Annotated in this window: 24 protein-coding genes; 12 read left to right on the forward strand and 12 right to left on the reverse strand. The window is 64.9% G+C overall.

Annotated features, from left to right (window positions below; all coding sequences use genetic code 11):
- Positions 1–40: 40 nt before the first annotated feature.
- Both ACTIFK_RS05350 and ACTIFK_RS05355 read right to left on the reverse strand, forming a co-directional pair.
- Entirely contained in the window at positions 41–1,198 is a 1,158-nt protein-coding gene (locus ACTIFK_RS05350) for a septal ring lytic transglycosylase RlpA family protein (RefSeq protein ID WP_439542011.1), read from the reverse strand.
- Positions 1,199–1,358: 160 nt separating this feature from the next.
- On the reverse strand, positions 1,359–2,117 hold the full coding sequence (locus ACTIFK_RS05355; protein ID WP_439542077.1) for a competence/damage-inducible protein A: 759 nt from the start codon (positions 2,115–2,117) through the stop codon (positions 1,359–1,361).
- A 150-nt stretch (positions 2,118–2,267) separates the two neighbouring features.
- Here ACTIFK_RS05355 and sfsA point away from each other — a divergent pair, with 150 nt between their 5' ends.
- Both sfsA and ACTIFK_RS05365 read left to right on the forward strand, forming a co-directional pair.
- The gene (sfsA, locus tag ACTIFK_RS05360) at positions 2,268–3,074 is read left to right on the forward strand and encodes a DNA/RNA nuclease SfsA (protein ID WP_439542012.1); all 807 of its coding nucleotides are present in this window, start codon (positions 2,268–2,270) and stop codon (positions 3,072–3,074) included.
- A gap of 153 nt (positions 3,075–3,227) precedes the next feature.
- Entirely contained in the window at positions 3,228–3,881 is a 654-nt protein-coding gene (locus ACTIFK_RS05365) for an SH3 domain-containing protein (RefSeq protein ID WP_439542013.1), read from the forward strand.
- An 86-nt stretch (positions 3,882–3,967) separates the two neighbouring features.
- Here the strand turns inward: ACTIFK_RS05365 and ACTIFK_RS05370 are convergent, their stop codons facing one another.
- Positions 3,968–6,055, reverse strand: coding sequence for an elongation factor G (locus ACTIFK_RS05370; protein ID WP_439542014.1), 2,088 nt, complete (start codon positions 6,053–6,055; stop codon positions 3,968–3,970).
- A gap of 470 nt (positions 6,056–6,525) precedes the next feature.
- Between ACTIFK_RS05370 and ACTIFK_RS05375 the strand changes: the two genes are divergently transcribed.
- From ACTIFK_RS05375 to ACTIFK_RS05385, 3 genes are all read left to right on the forward strand, one after another.
- Positions 6,526–6,786 carry a hypothetical protein gene (locus ACTIFK_RS05375; RefSeq protein WP_439542015.1) on the forward strand — a complete coding sequence of 87 codons (261 nt, stop codon included), beginning with the start codon at positions 6,526–6,528 and terminating at the stop codon, positions 6,784–6,786.
- Positions 6,787–7,034: 248 nt separating this feature from the next.
- Positions 7,035–7,475, forward strand: coding sequence for a c-type cytochrome (locus ACTIFK_RS05380; protein WP_439542016.1), 441 nt, complete (start codon positions 7,035–7,037; stop codon positions 7,473–7,475).
- A complete protein-coding gene (locus ACTIFK_RS05385; protein ID WP_439542017.1) occupies positions 7,475–8,224 on the forward strand; it encodes a cytochrome b/b6 domain-containing protein in 750 nt (249 codons plus the stop codon). The genes ACTIFK_RS05380 and ACTIFK_RS05385 overlap by 1 nt, the downstream gene beginning before the upstream one ends.
- A 12-nt stretch (positions 8,225–8,236) precedes the next feature.
- Here ACTIFK_RS05385 and ACTIFK_RS05390 read toward each other — a convergent pair whose 3' ends face one another.
- The 4 genes from ACTIFK_RS05390 to ACTIFK_RS05405 form a co-directional block, all read right to left on the reverse strand.
- Positions 8,237–9,004 (reverse strand): pentapeptide repeat-containing protein, encoded by a 768-nt coding sequence (locus tag ACTIFK_RS05390; RefSeq protein WP_439542018.1) that lies wholly within the window; start codon positions 9,002–9,004, stop codon positions 8,237–8,239.
- Positions 9,001–10,521, reverse strand: coding sequence for a sodium:solute symporter family protein (locus tag ACTIFK_RS05395; RefSeq protein WP_439542019.1), 1,521 nt, complete (start codon positions 10,519–10,521; stop codon positions 9,001–9,003). Before ACTIFK_RS05395 ends, ACTIFK_RS05390 begins: the two co-directional genes overlap by 4 nt.
- Entirely contained in the window at positions 10,518–10,751 is a 234-nt protein-coding gene (locus ACTIFK_RS05400; protein ID WP_439542020.1) for a hypothetical protein, read from the reverse strand. Before ACTIFK_RS05400 ends, ACTIFK_RS05395 begins: the two co-directional genes overlap by 4 nt.
- 211 nt (positions 10,752–10,962) lie before the next feature.
- Positions 10,963–12,171, reverse strand: coding sequence for a pyridoxal phosphate-dependent aminotransferase (locus ACTIFK_RS05405; protein WP_439542021.1), 1,209 nt, complete (start codon positions 12,169–12,171; stop codon positions 10,963–10,965).
- A gap of 287 nt (positions 12,172–12,458) precedes the next feature.
- Between ACTIFK_RS05405 and ACTIFK_RS05410 the strand changes: the two genes are divergently transcribed.
- The 3 genes from ACTIFK_RS05410 to ACTIFK_RS05420 all read left to right on the forward strand — a co-directional run bounded on the left by ACTIFK_RS05410 (position 12,459) and on the right by ACTIFK_RS05420 (position 13,844).
- On the forward strand, positions 12,459–12,761 hold the full coding sequence (locus tag ACTIFK_RS05410) for a hypothetical protein (RefSeq protein ID WP_439542022.1): 303 nt from the start codon (positions 12,459–12,461) through the stop codon (positions 12,759–12,761).
- A 121-nt stretch (positions 12,762–12,882) separates the two neighbouring features.
- Positions 12,883–13,398 (forward strand): hypothetical protein, encoded by a 516-nt coding sequence (locus ACTIFK_RS05415; RefSeq protein ID WP_439542023.1) that lies wholly within the window; start codon positions 12,883–12,885, stop codon positions 13,396–13,398.
- A 266-nt stretch (positions 13,399–13,664) separates the two neighbouring features.
- Positions 13,665–13,844 (forward strand): hypothetical protein, encoded by a 180-nt coding sequence (locus tag ACTIFK_RS05420; RefSeq protein WP_291150791.1) that lies wholly within the window; start codon positions 13,665–13,667, stop codon positions 13,842–13,844.
- 38 nt (positions 13,845–13,882) lie between these two features.
- On the opposite strand, the gene ACTIFK_RS05425 is transcribed toward ACTIFK_RS05420, so the two are convergent.
- The 3 genes from ACTIFK_RS05425 to ACTIFK_RS05435 all read right to left on the reverse strand — a co-directional run bounded on the left by ACTIFK_RS05425 (position 13,883) and on the right by ACTIFK_RS05435 (position 15,960).
- Complete coding sequence (locus tag ACTIFK_RS05425) at positions 13,883–14,599, reverse strand: SDR family oxidoreductase (protein WP_439542024.1); 717 nt, start codon at positions 14,597–14,599, stop codon at positions 13,883–13,885.
- Between the two features lie 160 nt (positions 14,600–14,759).
- Positions 14,760–15,047 (reverse strand): hypothetical protein, encoded by a 288-nt coding sequence (locus tag ACTIFK_RS05430; RefSeq protein WP_439542025.1) that lies wholly within the window; start codon positions 15,045–15,047, stop codon positions 14,760–14,762.
- 157 nt (positions 15,048–15,204) lie between these two features.
- On the reverse strand, positions 15,205–15,960 hold the full coding sequence (locus ACTIFK_RS05435; protein ID WP_439542026.1) for a phosphatase PAP2 family protein: 756 nt from the start codon (positions 15,958–15,960) through the stop codon (positions 15,205–15,207).
- 121 nt (positions 15,961–16,081) lie between these two features.
- Between ACTIFK_RS05435 and ACTIFK_RS05440 the strand changes: the two genes are divergently transcribed.
- Both ACTIFK_RS05440 and ACTIFK_RS05445 read left to right on the forward strand, forming a co-directional pair.
- Positions 16,082–17,068 carry a diacylglycerol/lipid kinase family protein gene (locus ACTIFK_RS05440; protein WP_439542027.1) on the forward strand — a complete coding sequence of 329 codons (987 nt, stop codon included), beginning with the start codon at positions 16,082–16,084 and terminating at the stop codon, positions 17,066–17,068.
- Between the two features lie 191 nt (positions 17,069–17,259).
- A complete protein-coding gene (locus tag ACTIFK_RS05445; RefSeq protein ID WP_439542028.1) occupies positions 17,260–17,526 on the forward strand; it encodes a hypothetical protein in 267 nt (88 codons plus the stop codon).
- Between the two features lie 79 nt (positions 17,527–17,605).
- Here ACTIFK_RS05445 and hemB read toward each other — a convergent pair whose 3' ends face one another.
- Together hemB and ACTIFK_RS05455 are read right to left on the reverse strand one after the other, a co-directional pair.
- A complete protein-coding gene (gene hemB / locus ACTIFK_RS05450; RefSeq protein ID WP_439542029.1) occupies positions 17,606–18,664 on the reverse strand; it encodes a porphobilinogen synthase in 1,059 nt (352 codons plus the stop codon).
- Positions 18,665–18,797: 133 nt separating this feature from the next.
- Positions 18,798–20,276: an extensin-like domain-containing protein gene (locus ACTIFK_RS05455; protein ID WP_439542030.1), complete on the reverse strand. Its 1,479-nt coding sequence runs from the start codon at positions 20,274–20,276 to the stop codon at positions 18,798–18,800.
- A gap of 207 nt (positions 20,277–20,483) precedes the next feature.
- Between ACTIFK_RS05455 and ACTIFK_RS05460 the strand changes: the two genes are divergently transcribed.
- Both ACTIFK_RS05460 and ldtR read left to right on the forward strand, forming a co-directional pair.
- Positions 20,484–21,578: an enoyl-CoA hydratase/isomerase family protein gene (locus ACTIFK_RS05460; protein WP_439542031.1), complete on the forward strand. Its 1,095-nt coding sequence runs from the start codon at positions 20,484–20,486 to the stop codon at positions 21,576–21,578.
- A gap of 157 nt (positions 21,579–21,735) precedes the next feature.
- Entirely contained in the window at positions 21,736–22,248 is a 513-nt protein-coding gene (ldtR, locus tag ACTIFK_RS05465; protein ID WP_439542032.1) for a transcriptional regulator LdtR, read from the forward strand.
- The last annotated feature ends 103 nt before the right edge of the window (positions 22,249–22,351 follow it).

Here is a 22,351-nt window from a genome sequence, read left to right on the forward strand (position 1 = left end):
CTTTCCGCAATCCAACCAAAAATCGGAAAGACTCTAGCGGTCAGCCGTCGTAGCCGCCGCCGTAGCCACCGAAGCTCGCCTGACGGCGGCGTGCTTCCTGCGGAGCAAGGCGATCGATGCCCGCATAGGTATGGCGCGTGAACACCGACATGTCGTTCGTGCCGTCCTGTGTCACGATCCGTTTGCCCTGCGGAGCTTCGGCCACGACAGCGGGTTGCTGTACGCGAGCCGGTTGCTGGCGGTTCTGCTTGCGCTGCGCAACGCGATAGGATCGCGAGTTACGCTGCGCCACGCGCTCGGCGCGCGCTTTATGCGGCGCAGGCGCGACCGACTTGAGCGCCGACGCTGCAGGCGCCTCACTGACATCAAGACTTGCGAGAACCACGGGCTTCGCCGCAACGGCTGCTGACGCGACCTTCGCCGCGTCGTCCGCGCTGTCAGGAGCGACCGCGGCGAGCACCGTCGGCACGATCGGAGCCGCGCCGCTCTGCGTGCCGATCGAACCGGCGAGCTGCGTCGGGTTGCCGGCGCCGAGACCGGCGACGGGAATGGGTGACTCGAGACCGGCCACCATGTAGGCCGTCGCCGCGCCGGACTGCGCCTCATCGAGGCTCGCGAACGTCCCGATATAGCCCGGCACCTTCGGATACGTGCGGTTCCGCTTGTAGGTCGCCTCTTCCTGGGTCGGCGCATCGATCACGCGAACCTTGAGCGTGGCCACGCCTTGCCCCTTGAAGCCGAGCACCTCGGCCGCCTTGATCGAAACGTCGAGCCTGCGGTTGCCCCAGTAGGGACCCGCATTGTTGATGCGCAGCACGACCGATGCGCCGGTCGCCGGCGCCCAGGCGAGAACGGTGGTGCCGTCCGGATAGATCGGGCTCGCGGCATTGTCCGGCTCGTCGTGGCGGAACGCTTCGCCGGAGGAGGTCAGTCCGCACGGGTTGTAGCGATCACGCTTGCATGAGTCGTAGTGGGAAGCCTGGACCGTCTCGTCCTTGCCGATCAGCGCCTCGGTCTCGGCGAGGGTCTTCACGCGATGGCACTTGCCATAATAGCAGTAGCTCTTGCCGGGGGTTTTCGCCTCGACGGCGGCGCCCGAGAAGAAGAGGGCTCCGAGTGCCGGCGTCAGGGCGAAAACAACCTGTCCTGCGATCTTACGTGCACCTCGCGGGCGACGCCCGCTCGAATGTGTTCGCATCGATCAGCTCCATTTTCTGTTTGTACGATGGGTCGTCTGCCGGACGGCATCCCCCCGCCCGTTAACTCTTCGTGGCGCAAAAGAGCAGCAGCAACGTGAGCGGGCGACGGGCAACGTTGCCGCACGGAGGGAGGCGCTGAACGATCGGATGAGAGGGGTTCTAAAGTAGCTCGCGCTCCGCGAGTGCGCGCGCCAGGCCCGATCGGGCGTCCTCGAGACGGACTGGATCGACGCCGCGCAGGACCAGTTCGGTCCGGTAACGCCCGTCCTCAAAGGAGGGATAGCTGCCCATGGCGATGTCGGGGTAGACGGACTGATGCGTCGCGAACAGCTCAGCGATCTCACCCTCGGGTTTGGACAGCACAATCGAAACGCTGTGCACTTTCGGGCCCCGCCTGAGTTGTTCTGTCGCAGCATCGAGCATCGACTTCATGATGTCGGGCACGCCCGCCAAAACGAAAACATTGGCAATTCTGAAACCGGGCGCGGCCGAGAGCGCGTTGGCGATCAGCTCCGCACCGGCCGGAATGCGCGCCATCCTGAGGCGAGCCGGCGTGAGGGGAATGCCGCGCGCGGCGTAAACGGGCGCCATCATCGCCACGGCGCGGGCATCGATGTCGACCACCACGCCGAAGGCCGCGCCGATGCTGTCGGCCGTGATGTCGTCGTGCGTGGGCCCGATGCCGCCGGTCGTGAACACATACGTATAGCGTGACCTCAGCGCGTTGACGGCCACGCCGATGTCCGCGGCCTTGTCGCCGACGACGCGAACTTCGGAGAGTGCAATGCCGATGGCGGTCAGGTGCTCGGCGATGGTGCCGATGTTGCGATCCTTCGTACGCCCCGAAAGAATCTCATCGCCGATCACGAGCAGTCCCGCGGTCACAGTCTCGCCGGATGCTGTCTCGTCGGATGCCATCTCGCCGAAAACCTGAGGCGTCTCTGGGTTCGTCATGGGCCGCTGTCCTTGCTCGGTCGCGCCATCCTACCATGGCCCGAATGGAAGTCTGAATGCGCGCCGGGATTGCTGGTTGCGAACCGGGCCCGCCCCTCCTATTCCTCACCAGCCATGAAGTTCCCCTCTCCTCTCATTCGCGGCCGCCTGGTCAAGCGCTACAAGCGGTTCCTCGCCGACGTCATTCTCGACACGGGCGAAGCCGTCACGGCCGTCTGCTCCAACACCGGGTCCATGATGGGCCTGACCGCGCCGGGCTCGCCCGTCTGGCTATCGGTCAGCGCGAGCCCCACGCGCAAATACGCTCACACGTGGGAACTGGTGGAGCAGGATCTCGGACAAGGCCCGGTCATCGTCGGCATCAACACCGGCCATCCCAACCGTATCGTTGCCGATGCGATCGCCGCTGGGCGCATTCCGGAGCTGGCGGGCTACGCGAGCTTGCGGCGCGAAGTGAAATACGGTGTGTCAAGCCGCATCGACATTCTGCTCGAGGACCCCGCCCGTGGCCTCGCCTATGTCGAAATCAAGAATGTGCATCTCTCGCGCTCGGCCGGTCTCGCCGAGTTTCCGGATTCCGTGACCGAACGTGGCGTCAAACATCTCGTCGAACTGAGCGCGATGGTGGCGGCCGGACATCGCGCCATGATGATCTATCTGATCCAGCGCGCCGACGCGGAGGCGTTTGCGTTCGCGGCCGACGTCGATCCGCGTTACGCGGCGGCGTACGCAACCGCGCGCGCCTCCGGTGTCGAAGCGCTCGCTCTGGCCTGCACGGTCACACCGGAGTCCATCACGCTGGCCCACCCGGTTCCGATGCGGGCAGACGATACGCCTCTCGATAAGCCGCAACGGGCAAGCGATCGCGGCGGTTGTGCTCAAAGCACCAAAAGAGCGCGCGGCGGCAAGCGCCGGGAATAATTTTTATTGGAACGAACTGCCCTCGCGCCGGATTCACACTCCGTACAGCGTTAGCGATCGGTCGTGTCTTGCGCCCTGCGATGTCCCCGTGCCTGCAGGATGCACGACTGCGGCCCAACAACCGACGAGCGTAATAAGGACCAAGAGGTGCGAATGAGCAGACTGACATGGATAGGCGCATTTGCCGTCGTCACGGCGATGGGTGTCGCAGCAGCCAACGCTGCGCCCGGCTATTCAACCGCCAACGTTAACTTCAGGACCGGACCGGATACCGACTACCCGGCCGTAAACGTGATTCCGGAAGGCGACCCGGTGGACGTTCGCGGATGTCTCGATGACGAATCGTGGTGCGACGTCATCTGGGCCGGCCAGCGCGGATGGGTCTACAGCGAGTATCTCGCGTTCGAGCAGCGTGGCCGCTACGTCGCCCTGCCAGATGTCGGCTTGGCGGCGTTCTCCATTCCGGTGGTCCGCTTCGCCGCTGCCGACTATTGGGACCGCTACTACGTCGGACGTCCCTGGTACAAGGAACGCACGCGTTGGATCGGCTTCAAGCCGCGTCCGCGCCCCGGTTGGCATCGCCCGCCATCCGGCAAGCGTGAAGCCGGCTGGTGGCGGAAAGACTACCGCCAGCCCGCAGGCATGAAGGGGCCGCCGATGCGCGACTGGAAGCGCCCTGACCGTGGACGCGGCCCGGATCGCAACGACGTCCGCGGCAACGATCGTGGTGGTCCCGGTCGCGGCGATGGCCGAGGTGACAATCGCGGCGACAACAGAGGCGACTATCGCGGCGACGGGCGGCGCTAACCCGCTCTGCATATCCCCTGAACGAAATGAAACGCGGCATCGTCGATGCCGCGTTTCCATATTGCGCAGGCCGATGTCGAGCGGCGCTACTCGGCCGCCTCCCCATGGGCCGACAGCACTTGATCGGCAAGCCGGCCGGTCAACTCGGCGAGGTGATCGAACTTGGCCGTGTAGGTGCCGACACCCGATGTCGCCGAGCGCAGCTCCACGATCAGGTCGTCGATCTCGGCGGACGGGATATGTGCCGTCACCACGTCCCAGCCTGGCCATCCGGGGCGACTGTCGAAGCCCAGGATCTGCCCGCGCCGTTGCGGGATCATGCCATTGACGCGCGCCGTCGCGTCGGACGGAACGGAGATGTCGACCACCATCACGGGCTCGAGCAGCACCGGCTGGCATTTCGGCATCCCCTCGCTCATCGCCAGCCGCCCCGCTTGACGGAATGCCATGTCGGAGCTGTCGACCGTGTGATAGGAACCGTCCCGCAGGGTCACGGCGATATCCACGACCGGGAAACCGAGCGGCCCGTGTTTCATGTAATCGCTGACGCCGATTTCCACCGAAGGAATGAACTGCTTCGGCACCACGCCGCCCGTGATGGAATCTCCGAAGGCGAACCCCGCCCCGCGCGGCTGCGGCTCGATGGACAGCACCACGTCGCCGAACTGCCCATGCCCGCCGGATTGCTTCTTGTGGCGTCCACGGATCTCGGTCGCTTTGCGGATCGTCTCCTTGTAGGGCACCTGCCGCTTGTGCCGCTCCACCACCACGCCGTACTTGCGCTGCAGGCGCTCGAACGACACGCGGAGATGCATTTCTCCCTGCCCCTTGAGCAGCACCTGATGCGTTTCCGCATTGTGCTCAACGAACAGCGAGGGATCTTCTTCGACCAGCTTGGCGAGCGCCGACGAGAGCTTCACTTCGTCCTTGCGGTCGTTGAGGCCGATGCCGGACGCGAGCACGGGCTCCGGCGCGGCCGGACCCTTGATTTGCACGATGCCCGACTTCTCGGCCGTGATGGTCGTGCCGGTCCGCACATGGTCGAGCCGGCCCAGCGCAACCGTATCGCCGGCTTCGGCCGCGCCCCGCTTCACAGGCTCTTCGCCCTTCATGGAGAACACGCCGGCCGCGCGCTCCTCGTTGGCCTCGCCACCCGTGACGGTCGTGCCATCACCGATGGAACCCGTCAGCACGCGCGCGAGCGAAAGCTTCCCGCCGTGCCCCGTGTAGAGCGTCTTGAACACGTACGCCGCGCTCTTTGCATTCTCGACCTTGAGACGGCGCGCCGTCGCATCCACGAAGGGTGCTTCATGACGCAATGCCTTCAGGAGCCGCAGGATGCCGTTGCCGTTCTGCGCACTCCCGAGCAGCACCGGACAAATGAGCCCGTCGCTGAATTCGCGCGAGAGGTCGCTGAACACGAGATCCTTTTCCGGAGGCAGATCCGACAGCAGCTTTTCCATCAGATCGTCGTCGTAGTCCGCGAGTTGCTCCAGCATATGGAAGCGCGCTTCCTTCTCGCGCTCGAAATCGCCGGCCTTCATTTCCACCATTTCCGACGGCTCGTTCTTCCGGAACAGAAACGCGCGTTCGAGCGCGAGGTCGATGAACCCCGTCGCCGCGCCGTTCTCCCAGATCGGGATCTGACGCAGCACGAGCGGCTTCGTGGACGCCGGCTGCAGCGCCGGAATGATTTCGCGAATGGGGGTCTGGCAGGAGTCGATCTTGTTCAGGAACAGAAGATGGGGAATGCCGCGATCCTCAAGCTGCTTCAGGATCACTTGAAGCGACGGCACGCGTTTCGGGTCGGGTTCGGAGACGACGATCGCCGCGTCGCACGCCGTGAGCGCTTCCGCGCCCTCATGCTGGAATTCGATCGACCCGGGACAATCGATGAAGGTGAACGTGTCGCCCATGAATTCGACATCGGCGACATTGAGCTGGACGCTCATGCCGTGGGCGCGCGCCTCGGGGGAAGCATCGCCAACGGTGGTCTTTTCAGCGGTGGAGCCCGCCCGGACGATGCCGCCGGTGCGCGCCAGAATGGCTTCGAGAAGGGTCGTCTTTCCGGAAAGAAAGGGTCCGATCAGTGCGATGCAGCGGGTGCTGCGGCCCGAAGTTCCAGTGCCGGCACCCGCAACTGTGGTGCCCCTTGGGCGATTGGATTGCCCCATGGTGTCCTCCTTCCCGCTTCCCGGATCGAGGGTCCGGGTTGAGCGCTACGAGGCGCAAGGAAATGCACGCGTCGCGCATTCCCGCGCCTCACGAAGGAGCGCGACGTTAATGATCGTCGCGCCGCGCCGTCCAAGACGCAAGGGGGCTTCCGCTTAATCTCGCACTAATCATTGCAGCTCACACTTTCCAGGTGAGTCGCGGCACGCTTTCTATTGCGATGCAGCAAGTATTCGCACCTGCGGAAGGCGCATTTCGTGAAAAATGTTTCGAAAAATTACTTGAAGAGTAAGCGTCTCCGCCTCATCATGAAAGTGTCAGCTTTGGGGTGTAAGTGCTTCAGGTGATGGACGCAGACGTGAGTCTGAACAAAAAACGGATCAGGGAGGCAAGCTAGGCGGTTGTAAATTCGAGTGGTTGGCCCGGAACCAATGGCTCGGAAATTCGCTTACGCTGCAGGAGGACGCCTCAGATGCACAGAGAATTGCTGAACAAGTCACTCGCGAAAGCGGCCGATGCCGCCGGTTACGCCATGGCGGCGTCCGAAGAGGATCTGGCCGAGTTGAACCGCTGCCAGCCGGAAGTCGCGCTTCGCAACGGCCACGCCGCTGCCGCGAGCGCCGCGCGCCGCATGTCGCTCCCCTTTGCCCGCTTCGAGCAGTGGGTGGCACATATGCTGTCGCTGTCCGATATCCGCGCCCACACACCCCGCGGGCTGCTTCCGAGCCGCTAAACCCGGCATCGGGCAAGCATGGAATTCCCAGGCGGGCTCAAACGAGCCCGCCTTTTTAATGTCCGCAACTTTTTACGGGCTGCGATGACGCCCCCAGGCACACCCTTCGAGACACGCCGCAATTGACTTGCGCCAGCGTCAAATGCCAGCGTGAGCGGCGTGTTCGTGTCGGGACGAGCAACGGAAACCGAGCAACGGAAAGTTCGCGCCAGCCGCGTTCACGACGGGACCTTGAGGGAGAAAAGTTCATGCGCCGGATTGTCTTGGCAGTCGCCGCCGCCGCCATAGGCGCAACCGCCGTTATCGCCCAGAACGTTGGCGTCATCGACGAGCGCCAGAAGCTGCTCAAGGACATGAGCAAGACCACAAAGCCGGTCGGCGCCATGTTCAAGGGCGAAGCCGAGTTCGATCTCGCCAAGGTACAGGCCGCCCTGAAGGCGATCCAGGAGACGGCTCCCCGCCTTCCGCCTCTCTTCCCGGACAATTCCAAGACCGGCGGCGACACCGAGGCGCTTCCCGTCATCTGGGACGAGAAGGCCGACTTCGAAGACCGCTTCAAGAAGCTCGCCGACGCGGCAAAGGCGGCCGAGGCCACCATCACCGACGAGGCGACCTTCCCCGATACCTGGAAGCAGGTGATGGGCAACTGCAGCGGCTGCCATAAGAAGTACCGCAAGCCGAAATCCTGATGCCCGACCCCGTCCTCCCTCGCTCGACGATCTCCGGCCGAGCGGCCCGCGTTCCGGCCTGGGACCTCCCGACGCGCCTCTTTCATTGGACGCTGCTCGGCCTCGTTGTGTCGGCCTGGGCGACATCCGAGTTCGCGGAGTCCCTGGGCGACGAAACGCTGGTGCTCCATCGCGCCAACGGGCTCGCCCTTCTGACGCTTCTCGTCTGGCGCATGTTATGGGGCGTCTTTGGCTCATCGACCGCACGCTTCGCGACCTTCGTCGGCGGTCCGCGCCGGATTGTGGCGTACGCGCGCGGGCTAATCACCGGCCGCTCTCCCGCCTATCTCGGCCATAACCCGCTCGGCGCGCTCATGGTGGTCGCGCTGCTTGCCAGCCTGCTCGCAATCGCAACGCTCGGCTTGTTCGCGACCGACGACAACGACCTCGCCGGCGGCCCGCTGTATCGGCTCGTCGGCGAAGCCGCCAACGCCCGCGCGGCAGGACTTCACGACCGGATCTTCCATGTCGTGCTGCTGCCGCTGGCCGCGCTTCATGTTGCGGCCAACACCCTTTACACGCTCGTGAAGAAGGAACCTCTCATCCAGGCCATGATCCGGGGAACGAAACCGGCCGCCGACTATGCCGACGCCGCAAGCGTCGAAATCCCGAGCGCGCCGGGCCTTCGGGCGCTCGCCTGCTTGGCCGCGGCCGCCGTCATCGTGCTCGGCGGGATCTTAGCGCTCGGCGGCAACCTCACGCTGAAATAGCGCTGACCACCTTCACGGCGTCACCGCCACGCCGATCGCGCCGTCGAACCGCGCACCCTCGAGCATCGCCCCGCTCAGCGTCGCGCCCGTCAGATCCGCACCGGAAAAATCCGTGTCCCGCAGGTCTGCATGACTGAGATCGGCGTTCCGGAACACGGACGACGCGAGCGACAACCCGCGCACATTCGCGCCGGCCATGATCGCGTCCGTGAAATCACACCGGATCAGCCCGGTGGTGGGCGCGCCGCCCAGGTCCCGCTCTTCCCATAGGGTAAAATTCGCGCCCGACAGGTTCGCACTCCGGAAGTTCGCGCCATCCAACCGCGCCGTGAGCCGCACACGCGCCATGTTCGCATTGCGGAACACCGGCAGGTCCCGCGCGTCGAAACGCATGTCGGAAAACACGCTCGGCCGCCGCATCGACGCATCCTGCAGGGTTGCGTGTGAGAGCCGCGTCCGCACGAGCGTACAACGGTCCAGCACCGCCCCCGTCAGATCGGCGCCCTCCAGGTTTGAATCGGTAAAGTCGGCTCCGAACAGATTGCACCGGGAGAGATCGGCCGCCTTGAAATCCAGCTCCGCCAGATTGAGCCCGCTCAGATCCTGGCCCGCAAAGCCCGGACGCTGCCCCGCCTCCGCATCCATCAGCATCTTGACGACATCGCGGACGCCAAGCTTCGGCCCGCCGCCTCCGAACGCCGCCGCACCCGGCACGCTCACCGCCAGGAGCGCGACGAAGGTCCGCCGGTCGAGACGGGAGCCGCGCGCCGCACGTGTCATGCCTCGGCACCCACCGGCTTGCCATCCGCCGGCAAGATGCCCGGCACGGGCGTTTCCTGTTCGATGGCGGCGAACAGGGCCTCCACCCGCTCGCGTTCGGCGTCGCTTTGCAGGATGAGAAAAGCCGCCGCGACGTAAATCGCGAGATTGACCGCCAGCGCCAGAAGACCTGACGTCAGCCCGTAAGCCCAGGGCAGATTCATCGGCCAGACGTACTCGAGCACGAGCACCACGGCGAAACCGGCAAGCATTCCCGCGATCGCCCCCGTTGCATTCCCCCGCTTCCAGAACAGTCCGAGGAACTGCGGCACGGCGAGCTGGATGACGCCCTGATAGGCCAGGATCGCGATCGAGAAGAGCGCCGGCAGTTCAAGGCAGGCGAGCCACGCCGAAAACAGCGTCAGGATCACCATGCCGCCCTTGGCGACGACGATGAGCTGCGTGTGATCGAGTGTCCGGTAGCTGCCCACGAGATCGTTGGCGAGCTGCGTACCCGTGGCCTGGATATGCCCGTCGATATTGCCCATCGAAGCAGCCATCACGACCACGCCTGCGAGCGCGAGCAGCCAGAGCCCTCCCGCCTCCTTGCTGACGATGAAGATGACCTCGTCGGGCCGTTCGGTGACGCCCGGAATCTGCGACCCCAGCATGCCGAAGGCAAGCAGCGCACTCGCGAACACGAGCGCGAGCGGCACGGCGAGGGCCGCGGATTTCTTGAGGCTCCGCACGCCATCCGCCGTGTAAAGCCGGACGAAGATGGCCGGCCAGCACCAGCCGCCGATGGTGCCCGTCAGGATCAGGCTGAACACGAACAGCGGCCCTTCCGTCGAGCCCAGGCCCGGGATCGTCAGCATCCGCGGCTCGATTGTATCGAACGTGATCCCCCGCGCCGTCACCATCCACACGATCATGCCGACCAGAATGATCGTGCCGCCGACGTACGCGGTCAGCCCCTGCGCCATGTCCGAAATGACGACGCCGCGCATCCCCATGCGCACCGTCCAGAACTGCCGGACGCCGATGACGGCCACGCCTACGATCACCGCATTCGAGAACGACAGCGCATGCAAAGAGAGATGCTGGAACAGGAAACCGAGCGACAGCATGCCCATGATCAGCCAGGGCAGGCCCGAGACGATGCCGAGCACGGCGCTGATCGGCCGGATGTGGCGCGAGCCGAACCGCAAGGCCAGCAGATCGGATTGGGTGCGAAGATCGAACGCCTTGCCCCAGATCCACACGGGCTTCGCCATCAGATACATCAGCACGACGGTCAGCATCGTGTACGTGACGAAGTAGAACGACAGCACCCCGACGCTCGCCGCCATGCCGCCGAAGGCCGTGATCACGGCCCCCGGAAAATACGTATTGAGGAACGACATCGCCTGGAAGCGGGCGTCGAACGAGCGCCCACCCACGGCATAGTCGGAAAACGTGCGGTCTCTGATCCAGCTCACGGTCAGGATCGCGACGATCGCCAGGAAGAACAGGGCGAGCGCGCCGAAGGTGACGATCATGGATCGAAACTCCCGGTGGCGTCTTCGACGAGATAGGCCGCAACGAGGCTCGCGCAGATGAACGCCGCCACGCCGCCGAAATAAATGAGGGCCTCAGGTAGGCCAAACACGCTGGCATCCCCGGTGTTGGCCCAATGCAGTGGCGGCGCGAGTGCGAGCACGGCATCGAGGGCAAACAGCCCGTAAAGCCACCGCGGCATGTCACGGCCGAGCGCCGTTTTCGACGTCATTGAAAATCTCCCCCTCAACCGCCACGCGTCCGGCGCGGGCAAATTTCGTCAGCACTGCTTGATTAGCCGTGCATGGAGGGGGAGCGCTTGAAGGAACGTGCTGCGAGCGCGCAGGCCGAAACTGGGCACAAAAAAACGGGGGCACTGAGCGCCCCCGCAAAACGATAACCAAAGCGGCTTGGCAAAAGGAAAGACGAAGCCTCCCGCGCGCCTACTTCAGGTTCCCGCAGAAGCGCTGGATGCGCGTGCAGGCTTCCGTCAGCGCTTCGGTCGACGTCGCATAGGAGATGCGGAATGCGGGCGAGCCTTCGAACGCCGCGCCATGCACCACGGCCACGCCCTCTTCCTCGAGCAGCGCCGTCACGAAGTCCTCGTCGGTCTTGATCGCGAAGCCCTTCGGCGTCGTCTTGCCGATCGCGCCGGCGCAACTCGGATAGACGTAGAACGCGCCTTCGGGCTTCGGGCACATCACCCCCTTGGCCTGGTTCAGCATGCCGACCACGAGATCGCGCCGCTGCACGAACACGGCGTTGTTCCGGGCAATGAAATCCTGCGGTCCGTTGAGCGCTTCGACACCCGCCCACTGCGTGATCGAGGTCGGGTTCGAGGTCGACTGCGACTGCAGCTTGCGCATCGCATCGATCAGCTTCACCGGACCCGCCGCATAGCCGAGCCGCCAGCCCGTCATGCAATAGGCCTTCGACAGGCCGTTCATCGTCAGCGTGCGATCGTAGAGCCCGGGCTCGACCTGCGCCGGCGTCGCGAACGTGAGGCCGTCGTAGAGCAAATGCTCGTACATATCGTCCGTCAGAACCCAGACGTGCTGGTTCTTCGGACGCAGCAGCACGTCCGTCAGCAATTTGAGATCGTCATGCGAATAGGCCGCGCCGGTGGGGTTCGACGGCGAATTGAGGATCAGCCACTTCGTTTGTGGCGTGATCGCCGCGTCGAGCGCCTCGGGCTTGAGCCGGAAACCATCCTCGATCCGCGTCGGCACGAACACCGGCTTGCCACCGCCGAGCATCACGATGTCGGCATACGACACCCAGCACGGCGCCGGAATCACCACCTCGTCGCCCGGATTGAGCGTCGCCAGCAGCGCGTTATAGAGCACCTGCTTGCCGCCCGTGCCGACCGACACCTGGGCGGCGGTATAGTCGAGGGCGTTGTCGCGCTTGAACTTGGCCACGATCGCGGCCTTGAGCTCGGGCACGCCGTCGACATCGGTATACTTCGTCCGGCCTTCCTTCAGCGCCTTGATGGCCGCGAGTTTGATGTTCTCCGGCGTATCGAAATCCGGCTCGCCTGCCGAAAGCGAAATGATATCCCGGCCCTGAGCCTTGAGCTGTCGCGCCTTCATCGAAACGGCGATGGTCGCGGACGGTTGGATACGGTTCAGGCTGTCGGCAAAAAAGCCCATCTGACGATCTTTCGAATTTCGTTGAATATGCGCGCGGCGCGGACGCTAGCGCCGACGCTAAGGATGTCAATATGCCCAAAGTCGCGGCTCTGCACGTTTTGCGGCCGCCTGTAGATATCGCAGCCGCAGCCGCCGTTGCGAAGCGGCATCACACCTTTCGGTAATATTTTCTGAACTAAGGAATAGCGCGCCGTTGCCACAATTGGAGCAAACCCAGGCCACAGCGCACGGGTGATATCGACCTCGGATCACGTTGGCGAATCTCGCCGGAAAGGAGATCGGACCGCATGAAGCATCTCAGACTTTCCCCCGTTTTCCGTAAGCATTTGCCGGACCTGGTCGCAGGCATCGCCGTGTTCGCTCTGATGGTCGGCCTGACGGGCTGGCATGTGGGCATCGCGCTCGCATCCGACGGCTCTGCAGCCGCCCAGATGGACCGCAACGCCTCGGCCGTCCTGCTGGCCGGCGCGGTGGCTGCCATGGCCGTCTTCAACACCGCCTTTTTCCGCCATCTGTGCAGGGTTCACGGCGCCCGCGCTAAAGCGGTTTCTCGCCGTCCTGACCAATCCGGACGAGGTCCTGGCGCGTAAAAAGTTAAGCCAGACCATAACTTCACCCTCTTGGGCTCGCCCTCGAACCCGGTCCACGCTATAAGCGTTACAGGTTATCTTGAGAGACACTGCCGACTAGAGATCACCCAAGGGCTCGACCATGACCCTCCGCCGCTCCGCCGTCACCTTGCCCCCCGCCGCCCGTACCGTTGCGGTTCTGTCGGTGCTCACCGCGTTCGGCATCGGAATTGCCGCCTCCAATACGGAAGACGTGATTGCTGGGCGCTTTGCGGCCGCCCTGGAGCAGACGCCCCGGCAAACTCAGGTCGCGGCCGAAAACGACGCGACCAGCAGCCCGGTGTCCGGTAGCGAAGCCTATTGGCTGGCGAAGCGGCGCGCAGATACGAACGGCGCAGCGCTTGAGCCTGCGGCCTGGGCCCCCCTCGTTTCCGGCCTCTCTGTCGGCGATCGCATCACAATCTCCGGCGGCAAAGCCGAACGGATGCTCGAAGTCGTAGCCATCGCCAACGTCGAGCCGACGGCGGACTCCCAGAAACTGGCTGGCCACGTCGCGGTGACCTGCCGGGATCTGAGCACCCCCGATCACGCATTGACCACGTTTCTGGTCCCGGCCGGCTCCTCCCTGGGCGGCCTGAAGACCGCGCGCGCCCTCTGATCGATACCTGATCGGCAAGGAAGTCCACGGCCCGAGCCTTTTCGGGCCGTTGGCACGTCGCGTGGGCCCTCGTTGTTGCGTCCTGAACGCAGCCCCATGCCTAGCTGGTGCCGAACACTGAACGCCCGTTGCGCCCGGGTTCGCGCTGCCTATTATGGCGCGGCGACGACGGGGCGCAGCGTGCCCCGCGCATCGGGCACGCATAGGCCAGCGGCACGCACCGGTCAGCAGTGCGGCACGCACAGGCCAAAAAGGGAGTTCGCGGTATGAGGCTCAATCCCCCGACAATCGTGATCTTCCTGATCTCGTTCGTCCTCGCGACCTTGGCCCTGATCACCAAGCTCGGCTTCATTCCCGTGCCGCGCTACCTTCCGCACCAGGAATTCTGGCTGGCCATCACCGCCTATTTCACGCTGATGGTCGGCAATCTCGTCCGCGGCCTCTGAGCGCGCGATTTTCGCAACCGGTCAGGCCTTAGCCTCGGCTACCAGGCAATCGGCTTCCGGTCGCGGAAAAAGCCGCCCGTCGGCCCGTCGTCCGGCAGCGTCGCCAGCCATACCGCCGTATCCGCGCCCTCTTCCGGCGACCGGTCCGCATCGGCGCCGCCCATGTCGGTCCGCACCCAGCCGGGGCACATCGCGTTGACCTTGATGGGGCCGTTGCCGAGCTCGGCGGCCGTAATCCGCGTCAGCGCGTTGAGCGCCGTCTTCGACATCCGGTAGGCCGGATAGCCGCTGCTCATGTCGGAGAGTTGCCCCGCCCCGGACGACATGTTGACGATCCGCCCATAGCCTTGCTCGCGCATCAGCGGCACCGCGGCCTGGATCAGACGCACCGGCCCGAGCAGATTGGTCTCCATCGTCCGCCGCAACGTCTCCGGCTTGAGATCGAACAGGCTGGCTTTGAACCCGCCCGGCGCGTCGATCAGGATCGCCGCATTGTTCACGAGCACGTCGAGGCGGCCATAGAGGCGCTTGACTTCCGCAACGGCATCCGCCGCGCTGCCCTCCTGGTCGACGTCGAGAGCGACCACGGGAACGTCGAGACCTTCAGGCTGAAGCTTGGCCGCGGCCGCCATCCCGTCCTTGAGATCGCGCGCCCCGATCACCGCGACGATGCCGAGCCGCGCCAGCTGGCGGACGATTTCGAACCCGATTCCCCGGTTCGCGCCCGTGACAAGCGCGGTTCGTGTAACGCTCATATCGTGTCTCCGGAAGTCTCTCGGGCCGTTGTAACGCGCCGACTATACTGGTGTTCCGCTCAAGTCATACCGCAGATCCGGCCTGCCGCGCCCGGACTCAGGCACAAAAAAACGCGCCCCCGCCAGGAAGCGCGTTTCGATCTTGGACCGCCTGAAGCGATCAGCGCGGATAGAGCCAGCTCGGCCCTACGGATTCGGCGCGGCTCGGCGGCGAAGCCAGCCCGTTGTTGAACGCGCCCGGGCCGAAATCGAACTTGTTGCCCTGGATCGAGTTGCCGATCGGCGGCAGCACGGACGACGGATCCATCTCACCGAACCCGGCCTTCGGATCCGAAGCGTTCGCGGACGGCTGGGACGTGCCCTGATTTTCATACGTGAAGGCCAAGGCGCCGTGCGCGCCAATGATGGCCATGGCGCCGGCTACGGCGGCCGCGATCAATGATTTCATTGCCAATCCATCCCAAGTGTTCGGCTATGCCCCGAAGATGGTACATGAATCGAGGCAATCAAAGGGCAACGTTCCCGTTTCGCCGGCCTCGCGCCTGCAAAATTCCGCCCTGTTGCCGCACTGCAACGCGAAAGCCCCCGCAGGCGTGCTCAATGGGCTATTGGCGTGTGCCGCTTGGCTGCAATTTAAGCAGAACGTACCAGCATACCAGAACCCAGCACGAGCCGACTGCCCACCCCGCCAGCACGTCCGTGGGCCAATGAACGCCGAGGTAGATCCGGCTCAGGCCGACCGCGAGGGTGATCAGCGCGCACATGGCGAAAATGAACACCTTGGCCGGGTAGCTTGTCTCGACGCGCGCCAGCATCATGCCAAGCATCAGGTAGACGATGGCAGAATTGGCGGAATGGCCGGACGGGAAGCTTTCCGTCGAGACATAAGCCCCGTGCGCCACGATGTCCGGCCGGGGACGAGCGAAGCCGAACTTGAGCAGCCGGTTGATCAGCGCGCCAAGCGAAACCGCCGCGATCAGAAACACCGCCTTCTGCGGCCTGTCCTTGATCCAGAGATAGCCCGCCACGGCCACGACGGCGAAGGTCAGCACCACGGTGCTTCCCAGCGCCGTGATATCGCGCACCAGCTCCTCGAACCAGCGCGGCCCGATCGGGTCCGCCGGATCGGTGCTCACTCGCAAAGCCTGCAGCAGCCACGTGTCGAAGCCGCGCGTGTCGCCATCCATCACGGCGCCGGCGAACATCGCGAAGGCGAGCACCGCCCCCGCCAGAGCCGCAACGACAATCAGCGGCTTCAGTTCGAAGCGCCGCGCGTCCGACGAAACCCCGGAGCCCCCGCGCCCGGCATCGCTGCCTCCGCCCTGCCCGCCGCGGCCTTGATCGTCCGATGGTCCCGTCACGAACAGCGCTCCCCTAAGGCGGCAAGTCGGCGCCGCAGCCCCTGATAACGCCCGGACGCGCAACTATTTCCACGCCCGGCGGTTACCCCAACAGATCCGTATTATGCCCGGGAAGCCCGCCTTGAACAGCGATGCAATCGTTGCCAGCACCAGTACCGATACGGACGGGAACCGCCTGTCGGCCAAGCCGTCGCTGAAGGTCCGCGCCCTCGTCAACATGCGCGCCGGTGCCGCCATGGGCCTCGCGCACGACGCAATGCGCGATCTCATAGCCAATGCGTTCACGGCCGAGGGGCACCGAATCGAGGTCGACATCCTCCCGCCGGAAAACCTCGATCAGGCCATCGCCGATGCCGCCAGGAGCGACATCGACGTGCTCGTCATCGGCGGCGGCGACGGCACCATCCGCACCGCCGCGACGCATCTGATGGGCACCGGCAAAGCCCTCGGCATCCTCCCCCTCGGCACGATGAACCGTTTGGCCAAGGACCTCGAAATCCCGCTGGATCTCGCGTCCGCCGCCGCTTACCTCGCCACCGCCACCCCGAGCCGCATCGACGTCGCAAAGGTCAACGGCAGCATCTTCATGTGCAATTCGCTGATGGGTCTCACGCTGCGCTATTCGGTGGCCCGCGCACGCCTCCGCGGCAAACCGGCGGCCCAGCGCCTGCCGAAATACCTCGCCACTCTTCGCGATATCCTGTCGAGCAAGGACAAGATTTCGATCACCGTCGACAACGGCGAGGACCGCATGCGCCTGCGGGTGCTCTCCGTAGCCGTCACCAATAACGGCTATGACGAAAACCTCACGTTGCTGCGCCGCCCGCGGCTCGATGGCGGCAAGCTCACGATGTATGTCTCGAAGCACCGCAGCGGCTGGGGCTTGGCGGTGGCGGTCGGGCGCGCGCTTCTCGGCCGATGGGACGGCGACCCCGAAATGGCGAAGTTCACGGGCCAGAGTTTCGTGATCAATTCTCCGCGCCGCCTGAAGCGGCTCGCCAACGACGGCGAGATCAGCAAGTTCGAAACGCCGCTGCGCTATGAAATCTGCCCACGCGCGCTCGCCGTGATGACCCACGACACCCAGCCGCAATCCGCGCCGGCGTAGGGGTTCCGCAAAGCTTCCGCTTTTTTTGTGCTGGCCATCGACTCCGCTAGCTGTCGCCCGAACGACATACGTTCGACGCTATGACACAATGACTCACAACTGTTTCTTGCGGAACGGCGCGAAGCACTTGACAATGCAAGTCTCAATTCATCGCAAACCTCGTAGTCAATCGAGCACAGCGGAGCTATGTCATGATCGATCGCCGCTCCATCGCCCTCGATGCGACGTTCACGATTCTCTACATCGGCTATCTCGCCGCGATGGCGAGTCTCTCGCTGGTGCTGATCGTGTTCGCCGCACTCGATATCGAGCTCGGCTCGATCCAGGGCCACGCCACCGCATTCAATCTGTTGGGCTGGGCGGCACTGCCGCTTGCCCCGCTGCTCTACCGCCGTCTCGTCGGTTATCCGTTCTCCTGGCGCACCAATGGCGCGCTCGGCGGAGGGCTCGACGCCTGAAACCGGGACAGCAACGCCTGACGCAACGGCAAAGCGTGACGCCGCGGCAGCGGCAATGCTTGACGGCTAACAAGCCGGCTCAGCCGAGCAGCTTGGCGACGCGCGGCGCGAAGTAGGTGAACACACCCGACGCGCCCGCGCGCTTGAATGCCAGCAGGCTTTCGAGAATCGTCTTCTCCTCGTCGAGCCACCCGCGCTCGGCGGCCGCCATGATCATCGCGTATTCGCCCGAGACCTGGTAGGCGAGCGTCGGCACCTTGAAGGTCTCCGAAACCCGCCGCACGATGTCGAGATACGGCATTCCCGGCTTCACCATCACCATGTCCGCGCCTTCCGCCAGATCGAGCGCCACTTCGCGCAGCGCTTCGTCGCCGTTGGCGGCATCCATCTGGTAGGTGCGCTTGTCACCCTTCAGCAGCCCGCCGGAACCGACCGCATCGCGGAACGGCCCGTAGAATGCGCTCGCATACTTGGCCGCATAGGACATGATCTGCGTGTCCGTGTGCCCGCCGGCTTCGAGCGCGCGACGGATCGCGCCGATACGCCCGTCCATCATGTCGGACGGCGCGAGGATATCTGCCCCCGCCTCCGTCTGCACGAGAGCTTGCCGCACGAGCATGTCGATCGTCGCATCGTTGACGATTTCATTCGCGATCAGCAGGCCGTCATGGCCATGGCTCGTGTAAGGATCGAGCGCGACATCGAGAATGACGCCGACGTCGAGCCCCGCAGCCTTCACCGCCCGCGTTGCCCGGCACACGAGATTGTCCGGATTGACCGCTTCGCGCGCGTCGTCCGTGCGCAGCGCGACCTCCGTATTCGGGAACAACGCTATCGCCGGGATGCCCAGCGCCTCGGCATCGCGCGCGGCCTCGACAATGAGATCGACCGACAGCCGCTCGACGCCCGGCATCGAGGCGACCGGTTCACGCTGGCTTTTGCCCTCGATCACGAACAGGGGCCACACCAGATCGGCGGCCGAAAGCGTCGTCTCCGAAACGAGACGGCGCGACCACGGCGCACGCCGGTTACGGCGAAGCCGCACGGCCGGAAAGGCCCCGGCGGCGAGATGGGCGGCCTCTCGCCCGGTTTCGGACGATGGCCCGGTTTCGGAAGATGGTGTCTTGGGTCGTGTCACGCGGAGAGCCTCGAATTGAGCGCGCCCCGGCTCGTCGCGGCTGGGGCGGCGCGAACATCCCGCCTCCGGCGCCCGCACGCAAGCCCTTCGACGCTGTTGAGTGAACGGAGGCGTAAAGCCGGAAGAAACCCGGTCAGTCGCAGATCTTGCGCACCTTGCGCTCCGCCATATCGACGTGGAAATGGTTGCGGTGCGCTTCGTTGGCCTCTGGCCCGAGCGTGGTCCCGAAAATCCGGCAGCCGGCGGCATGCACGTCGTGCAGGAAGCGGGCATTCGCGGTCGATGGCGGCGGCGCGACCACATCGTCCAGCGCCTGGCCGCCCGGCAACGCCGCGACCGTCTCGTCGCCCTTCGACTTCTTCTTGGCGTCCTTCCGGTTCTTCTTGCCGGAGGCCTTATCGTCTCCCTCGTGCAGGGGACCGCCGAGACGCGTCGCGGCCACTTCCGCGAGCGGGCCGGTCTGATTGACCGACGCCGGCACCGCGAGGGGCGATACGTCCTTGCGTGGCGGCAGCCCCTCGACCAGCGACTTGCGCGGCAGCGGCGTGCCTGTGGTCTCCGCCTTGGCCGCGTACTCGGCCGCGTCGGCGCGCTCCATGGCTGCCTTCTCGGCGGCCACCTTCACCGCCTCCGCCTTTTCGGCCGCCGCTTTCGCCGCCGCGATCTGCTTGCGCACGTCGCGTTTCGTCTGCCCCCAATCGGAGAGCACGACCGCCTCATCGCCCTTCCGGGTCGTGAAGCTGCGAATATCGAGCGCATTGGCCTTGCCGTGCTCGGAGAGCTTGTTGCCGACGCGGCCGTACGCCATGCGGCACGAATAGTCGCTCATCGAGTCGACACGGATGACCTCCGCCTTGAGGTACTTGCGCGCCGCGGGCTGCACCTCGTCCTTCATCCACTTGACGAGACCCAGCACCAGATCGCAGGTCACGACCGGTTGCGGCGAGAACGTGATTTCCGGCGACTTTCCGATCGAGACCAATCTCACCGGCGCCATCGTTCCGCAGTCGCCCTTGCGGAACGGCGCTTCGGGAACAGTCACCGCATCGACGCCCTTGAGCAATTGCGTGCATCGCGCGCGTGCGAGTTCCACCTCGACGGCCGGCCATTCCGTCGGCGGACCGGCGTTCTTTGCCTTGGGGTCCGCCGCCTTGCCGTCCGCGGCTTTCGCCGCCGGGTCGGCGGGCGCTGCTCCGGGCTGCTGCTTGTCTTTGTCCGCGGCGTCGGCAGCAGCAGGCGCGCCACCCGCTTTGCCCTTATCGCCGTCGGTCTTTGCGTTCCCGGATTTGTCCGTGTCGGATTTCGCAGCGCCAGCCTTCGCTTTCGCGGCGTCAGCCTTCGCGGCTTCCTCTTTGCCCGTATCGGCGTCCTTGCGGGCCTTCTTCGATTTCTTGACCGTCTTCGGCGCCATCGCGTCTTGGGCGGCCGCCGTCGCCTTGGAGGCTGCGGCTGCGGCATCGATCACGATGGTCTCGAACGCCGTCGTCACCGACTGCGAAACGGACGCGTCGGCGCGCACGGAGGACATGGGCGTTGCGGCGAACAGAACCCCGAGGCCAGCCCAGCGCAGGGCGGCCCAAAACTGAATTGCACGCACGGGGTTGAGACTCATCGGGTTTCTTAACCTGCTGGCTGCGATGAATTGCCAGTCCTTCGGCGCCAGTCCTCAAATGAGAATGCGCGAAGGCGAGTGCGAATCACCGGCAGTTGTCTCACCGGGACCACTTGTATAGCCGCGAAATGTGGCTCAACAAAGCGGCCATCCCCACTTATCACATTGGTGGACCAAGGACGTTTTTCAATCCGGAGCACGCAACGAATGGCCGAGCCGACCGCCGAGACCGAACCGCTGAAGCTCGAGATCCGTGGCTCGGCTGCCATCCTGACGCTCGCGCGCACCAAGGCGCTCAACGCGCTGACCGCCGGCATGCGCGCCAGCCTGTCCACCCACCTCTGGTCCTTTGCGCGCGACCCGCAGGTCTACGCCGTCGTCATGCAGTCGGAGAGCCCGCGCGCCTTCTCGGCCGGCTCCGACGTCCGCGAAGTGATTGGCCTCGCGCGCGAAGACCTCGCCGCCGGACGCAAGACCTTCGCCGACGAGTACGCGCTTAACTGGCAATGCGAGTGCTTTTCGAAGCCGACGGTGCCTCTGATGAACGGCATGGTGATGGGCGGTGGCGTGGGCATCACGCAGTACGGCACGCATCGCGTCGCCGGCGAGAATTATACCTTCGCGATGCCCGAGACGGCGATCGGTCTCTTTCCCGACATCGGCGCCGCCCACGTGCTCGCGCGCCTCCCCGGTCATACCGGCCAGTATCTCGGCCTGACAGGACGCAGCATCGGCCGCGCCGACGCCTACGCGCTCGGCCTGGTCACGCACTGCATCGACGCCGAGCACTTCGACGCCATCATCGCCGACGTCGCCGACACGTGGCCGGTCGATCCCGCCCTCGACAACAGGCACAAGAACTGCGGACCGGGCGACCTCGCGCCCTACCGCGATGTCATCGACCGCTGCTTCTCCGCCCCGCACGTCGAGGAGATCGTCGTGCGGCTCCTGGCCGTCACCGGTGACGCCAAGGAGTGGGCGCAAGGCGTCGCCGCCGATCTCGCGCGCCGCTCGCCGCTGGCCCTCAAGATCACGCACCGCCACATCCACGAAGCAGCAGCGCTCGATCTGCGCCAGACGCTGCAGGTCGATTACCGGCTGGCGTCGCGCATCCTCGAAGCCAATGGCGATTTCTACGAAGGCGTGCGCGCGGCGCTTGTCGATAAGGATAACGCGCCCAAGTGGCAGCCGGCCCGCCTCGAAGACGTGACCTACGCGATGCTGGACGCCTATTTCAAGACGCTCGGCTCAGGCGAACTGGTGCTTCCGACCCGGGAAAACATGCAGGAAGCACGCGCGTAGGCCCGCAAAAAGCCCTCGGCGCACGCCCTGTCGCGAAACGCATTTTTACCCGCGGTTTACCCAACAGATTGAGCTAATTTTTATGGGTTTCCCGTAGCCTGTCCTCAGAACCGGAAAACGGTCGCGTCAAACAGGTTGTTGAGTAGGCAGGGTAATCATGAACACCGCTATCAAGACGGAGCGCCCCCGTGCGCCCGCTAATCAGGATCTCACACTAAGCTCCGAATATGTCCAAAGCCTTCACATGATCGAGCGGCTGCATCACCTGCTGCTCGACGTGATCAAGGACGAGTTCGACCGCACCGGCAGCTCGGATCTCAATGCCGTGCAGGCGCTGCTTCTGTACAATATGGGCGACAACGAGCTGACGGCCGGCGAGCTGAAATCGCGCGGCTACTATCTCGGCTCGAACGTCTCGTACAATCTGAAGAAGCTCGTCGAGATGGGCTACGTCGATTACGAGCGCAGCGAAACCGACAAGCGCAGCGTGCGCGTGTCGCTGTCGGCCAAGGGCCGCCAGGCCGCCGCCGTCGTCAACCGCCTCTACCAGCGCCAGCTTGGCTCGGTGGAAACGGTCGCTCAGGTCTCGGGCGAAGAGCTCAAGGGCCTCAACAAGGCGCTCGCACGCCTCGAACGGTTCTGGATCGATCAGATCCGCTTCCGCCTCTAGAAAATCACCGGCAGCTCTCGGGGGAGGGCTGTCGGCAAAATCAAGAAACGAAAGCGAAGGGCGCGGGGGATCGCGCCCTTTTGCTGTTGCGGCGGCCATCGCG

The organism is Hyphomicrobium sp., assembly GCF_051860585.1.
Taxonomy (GTDB): Bacteria; Pseudomonadota; Alphaproteobacteria; order Rhizobiales; family Hyphomicrobiaceae; genus Hyphomicrobium_C.

What these genes read in the sequence shown, in the direction of transcription:
- ACTIFK_RS05350 (WP_439542011.1), bottom strand. Translation starts at nt 1,198, where the DNA reads ATGCGAACACATTCGAGCGGGCGTCGCCCGCGAGGTGCACGTAAGATC.
- ACTIFK_RS05355 (WP_439542077.1), bottom strand. Translation starts at nt 2,117, where the DNA reads ATGGCATCCGACGAGACAGCATCCGGCGAGACTGTGACCGCGGGACTG.
- sfsA (WP_439542012.1), top strand. Translation starts at nt 2,268, where the DNA reads ATGAAGTTCCCCTCTCCTCTCATTCGCGGCCGCCTGGTCAAGCGCTAC.
- ACTIFK_RS05365 (WP_439542013.1), top strand. Translation starts at nt 3,228, where the DNA reads ATGAGCAGACTGACATGGATAGGCGCATTTGCCGTCGTCACGGCGATG.
- ACTIFK_RS05370 (WP_439542014.1), bottom strand. Translation starts at nt 6,055, where the DNA reads ATGGGGCAATCCAATCGCCCAAGGGGCACCACAGTTGCGGGTGCCGGC.
- ACTIFK_RS05375 (WP_439542015.1), top strand. Translation starts at nt 6,526, where the DNA reads ATGCACAGAGAATTGCTGAACAAGTCACTCGCGAAAGCGGCCGATGCC.
- ACTIFK_RS05380 (WP_439542016.1), top strand. Translation starts at nt 7,035, where the DNA reads ATGCGCCGGATTGTCTTGGCAGTCGCCGCCGCCGCCATAGGCGCAACC.
- ACTIFK_RS05385 (WP_439542017.1), top strand. Translation starts at nt 7,475, where the DNA reads ATGCCCGACCCCGTCCTCCCTCGCTCGACGATCTCCGGCCGAGCGGCC.
- ACTIFK_RS05390 (WP_439542018.1), bottom strand. Translation starts at nt 9,004, where the DNA reads ATGACACGTGCGGCGCGCGGCTCCCGTCTCGACCGGCGGACCTTCGTC.
- ACTIFK_RS05395 (WP_439542019.1), bottom strand. Translation starts at nt 10,521, where the DNA reads ATGATCGTCACCTTCGGCGCGCTCGCCCTGTTCTTCCTGGCGATCGTC.
- ACTIFK_RS05400 (WP_439542020.1), bottom strand. Translation starts at nt 10,751, where the DNA reads ATGACGTCGAAAACGGCGCTCGGCCGTGACATGCCGCGGTGGCTTTAC.
- ACTIFK_RS05405 (WP_439542021.1), bottom strand. Translation starts at nt 12,171, where the DNA reads ATGGGCTTTTTTGCCGACAGCCTGAACCGTATCCAACCGTCCGCGACC.
- ACTIFK_RS05410 (WP_439542022.1), top strand. Translation starts at nt 12,459, where the DNA reads ATGAAGCATCTCAGACTTTCCCCCGTTTTCCGTAAGCATTTGCCGGAC.
- ACTIFK_RS05415 (WP_439542023.1), top strand. Translation starts at nt 12,883, where the DNA reads ATGACCCTCCGCCGCTCCGCCGTCACCTTGCCCCCCGCCGCCCGTACC.
- ACTIFK_RS05420 (WP_291150791.1), top strand. Translation starts at nt 13,665, where the DNA reads ATGAGGCTCAATCCCCCGACAATCGTGATCTTCCTGATCTCGTTCGTC.
- ACTIFK_RS05425 (WP_439542024.1), bottom strand. Translation starts at nt 14,599, where the DNA reads ATGAGCGTTACACGAACCGCGCTTGTCACGGGCGCGAACCGGGGAATC.
- ACTIFK_RS05430 (WP_439542025.1), bottom strand. Translation starts at nt 15,047, where the DNA reads ATGAAATCATTGATCGCGGCCGCCGTAGCCGGCGCCATGGCCATCATT.
- ACTIFK_RS05445 (WP_439542028.1), top strand. Translation starts at nt 17,260, where the DNA reads ATGATCGATCGCCGCTCCATCGCCCTCGATGCGACGTTCACGATTCTC.
- ACTIFK_RS05455 (WP_439542030.1), bottom strand. Translation starts at nt 20,276, where the DNA reads ATGAGTCTCAACCCCGTGCGTGCAATTCAGTTTTGGGCCGCCCTGCGC.
- ACTIFK_RS05460 (WP_439542031.1), top strand. Translation starts at nt 20,484, where the DNA reads ATGGCCGAGCCGACCGCCGAGACCGAACCGCTGAAGCTCGAGATCCGT.
- ldtR (WP_439542032.1), top strand. Translation starts at nt 21,736, where the DNA reads ATGAACACCGCTATCAAGACGGAGCGCCCCCGTGCGCCCGCTAATCAG.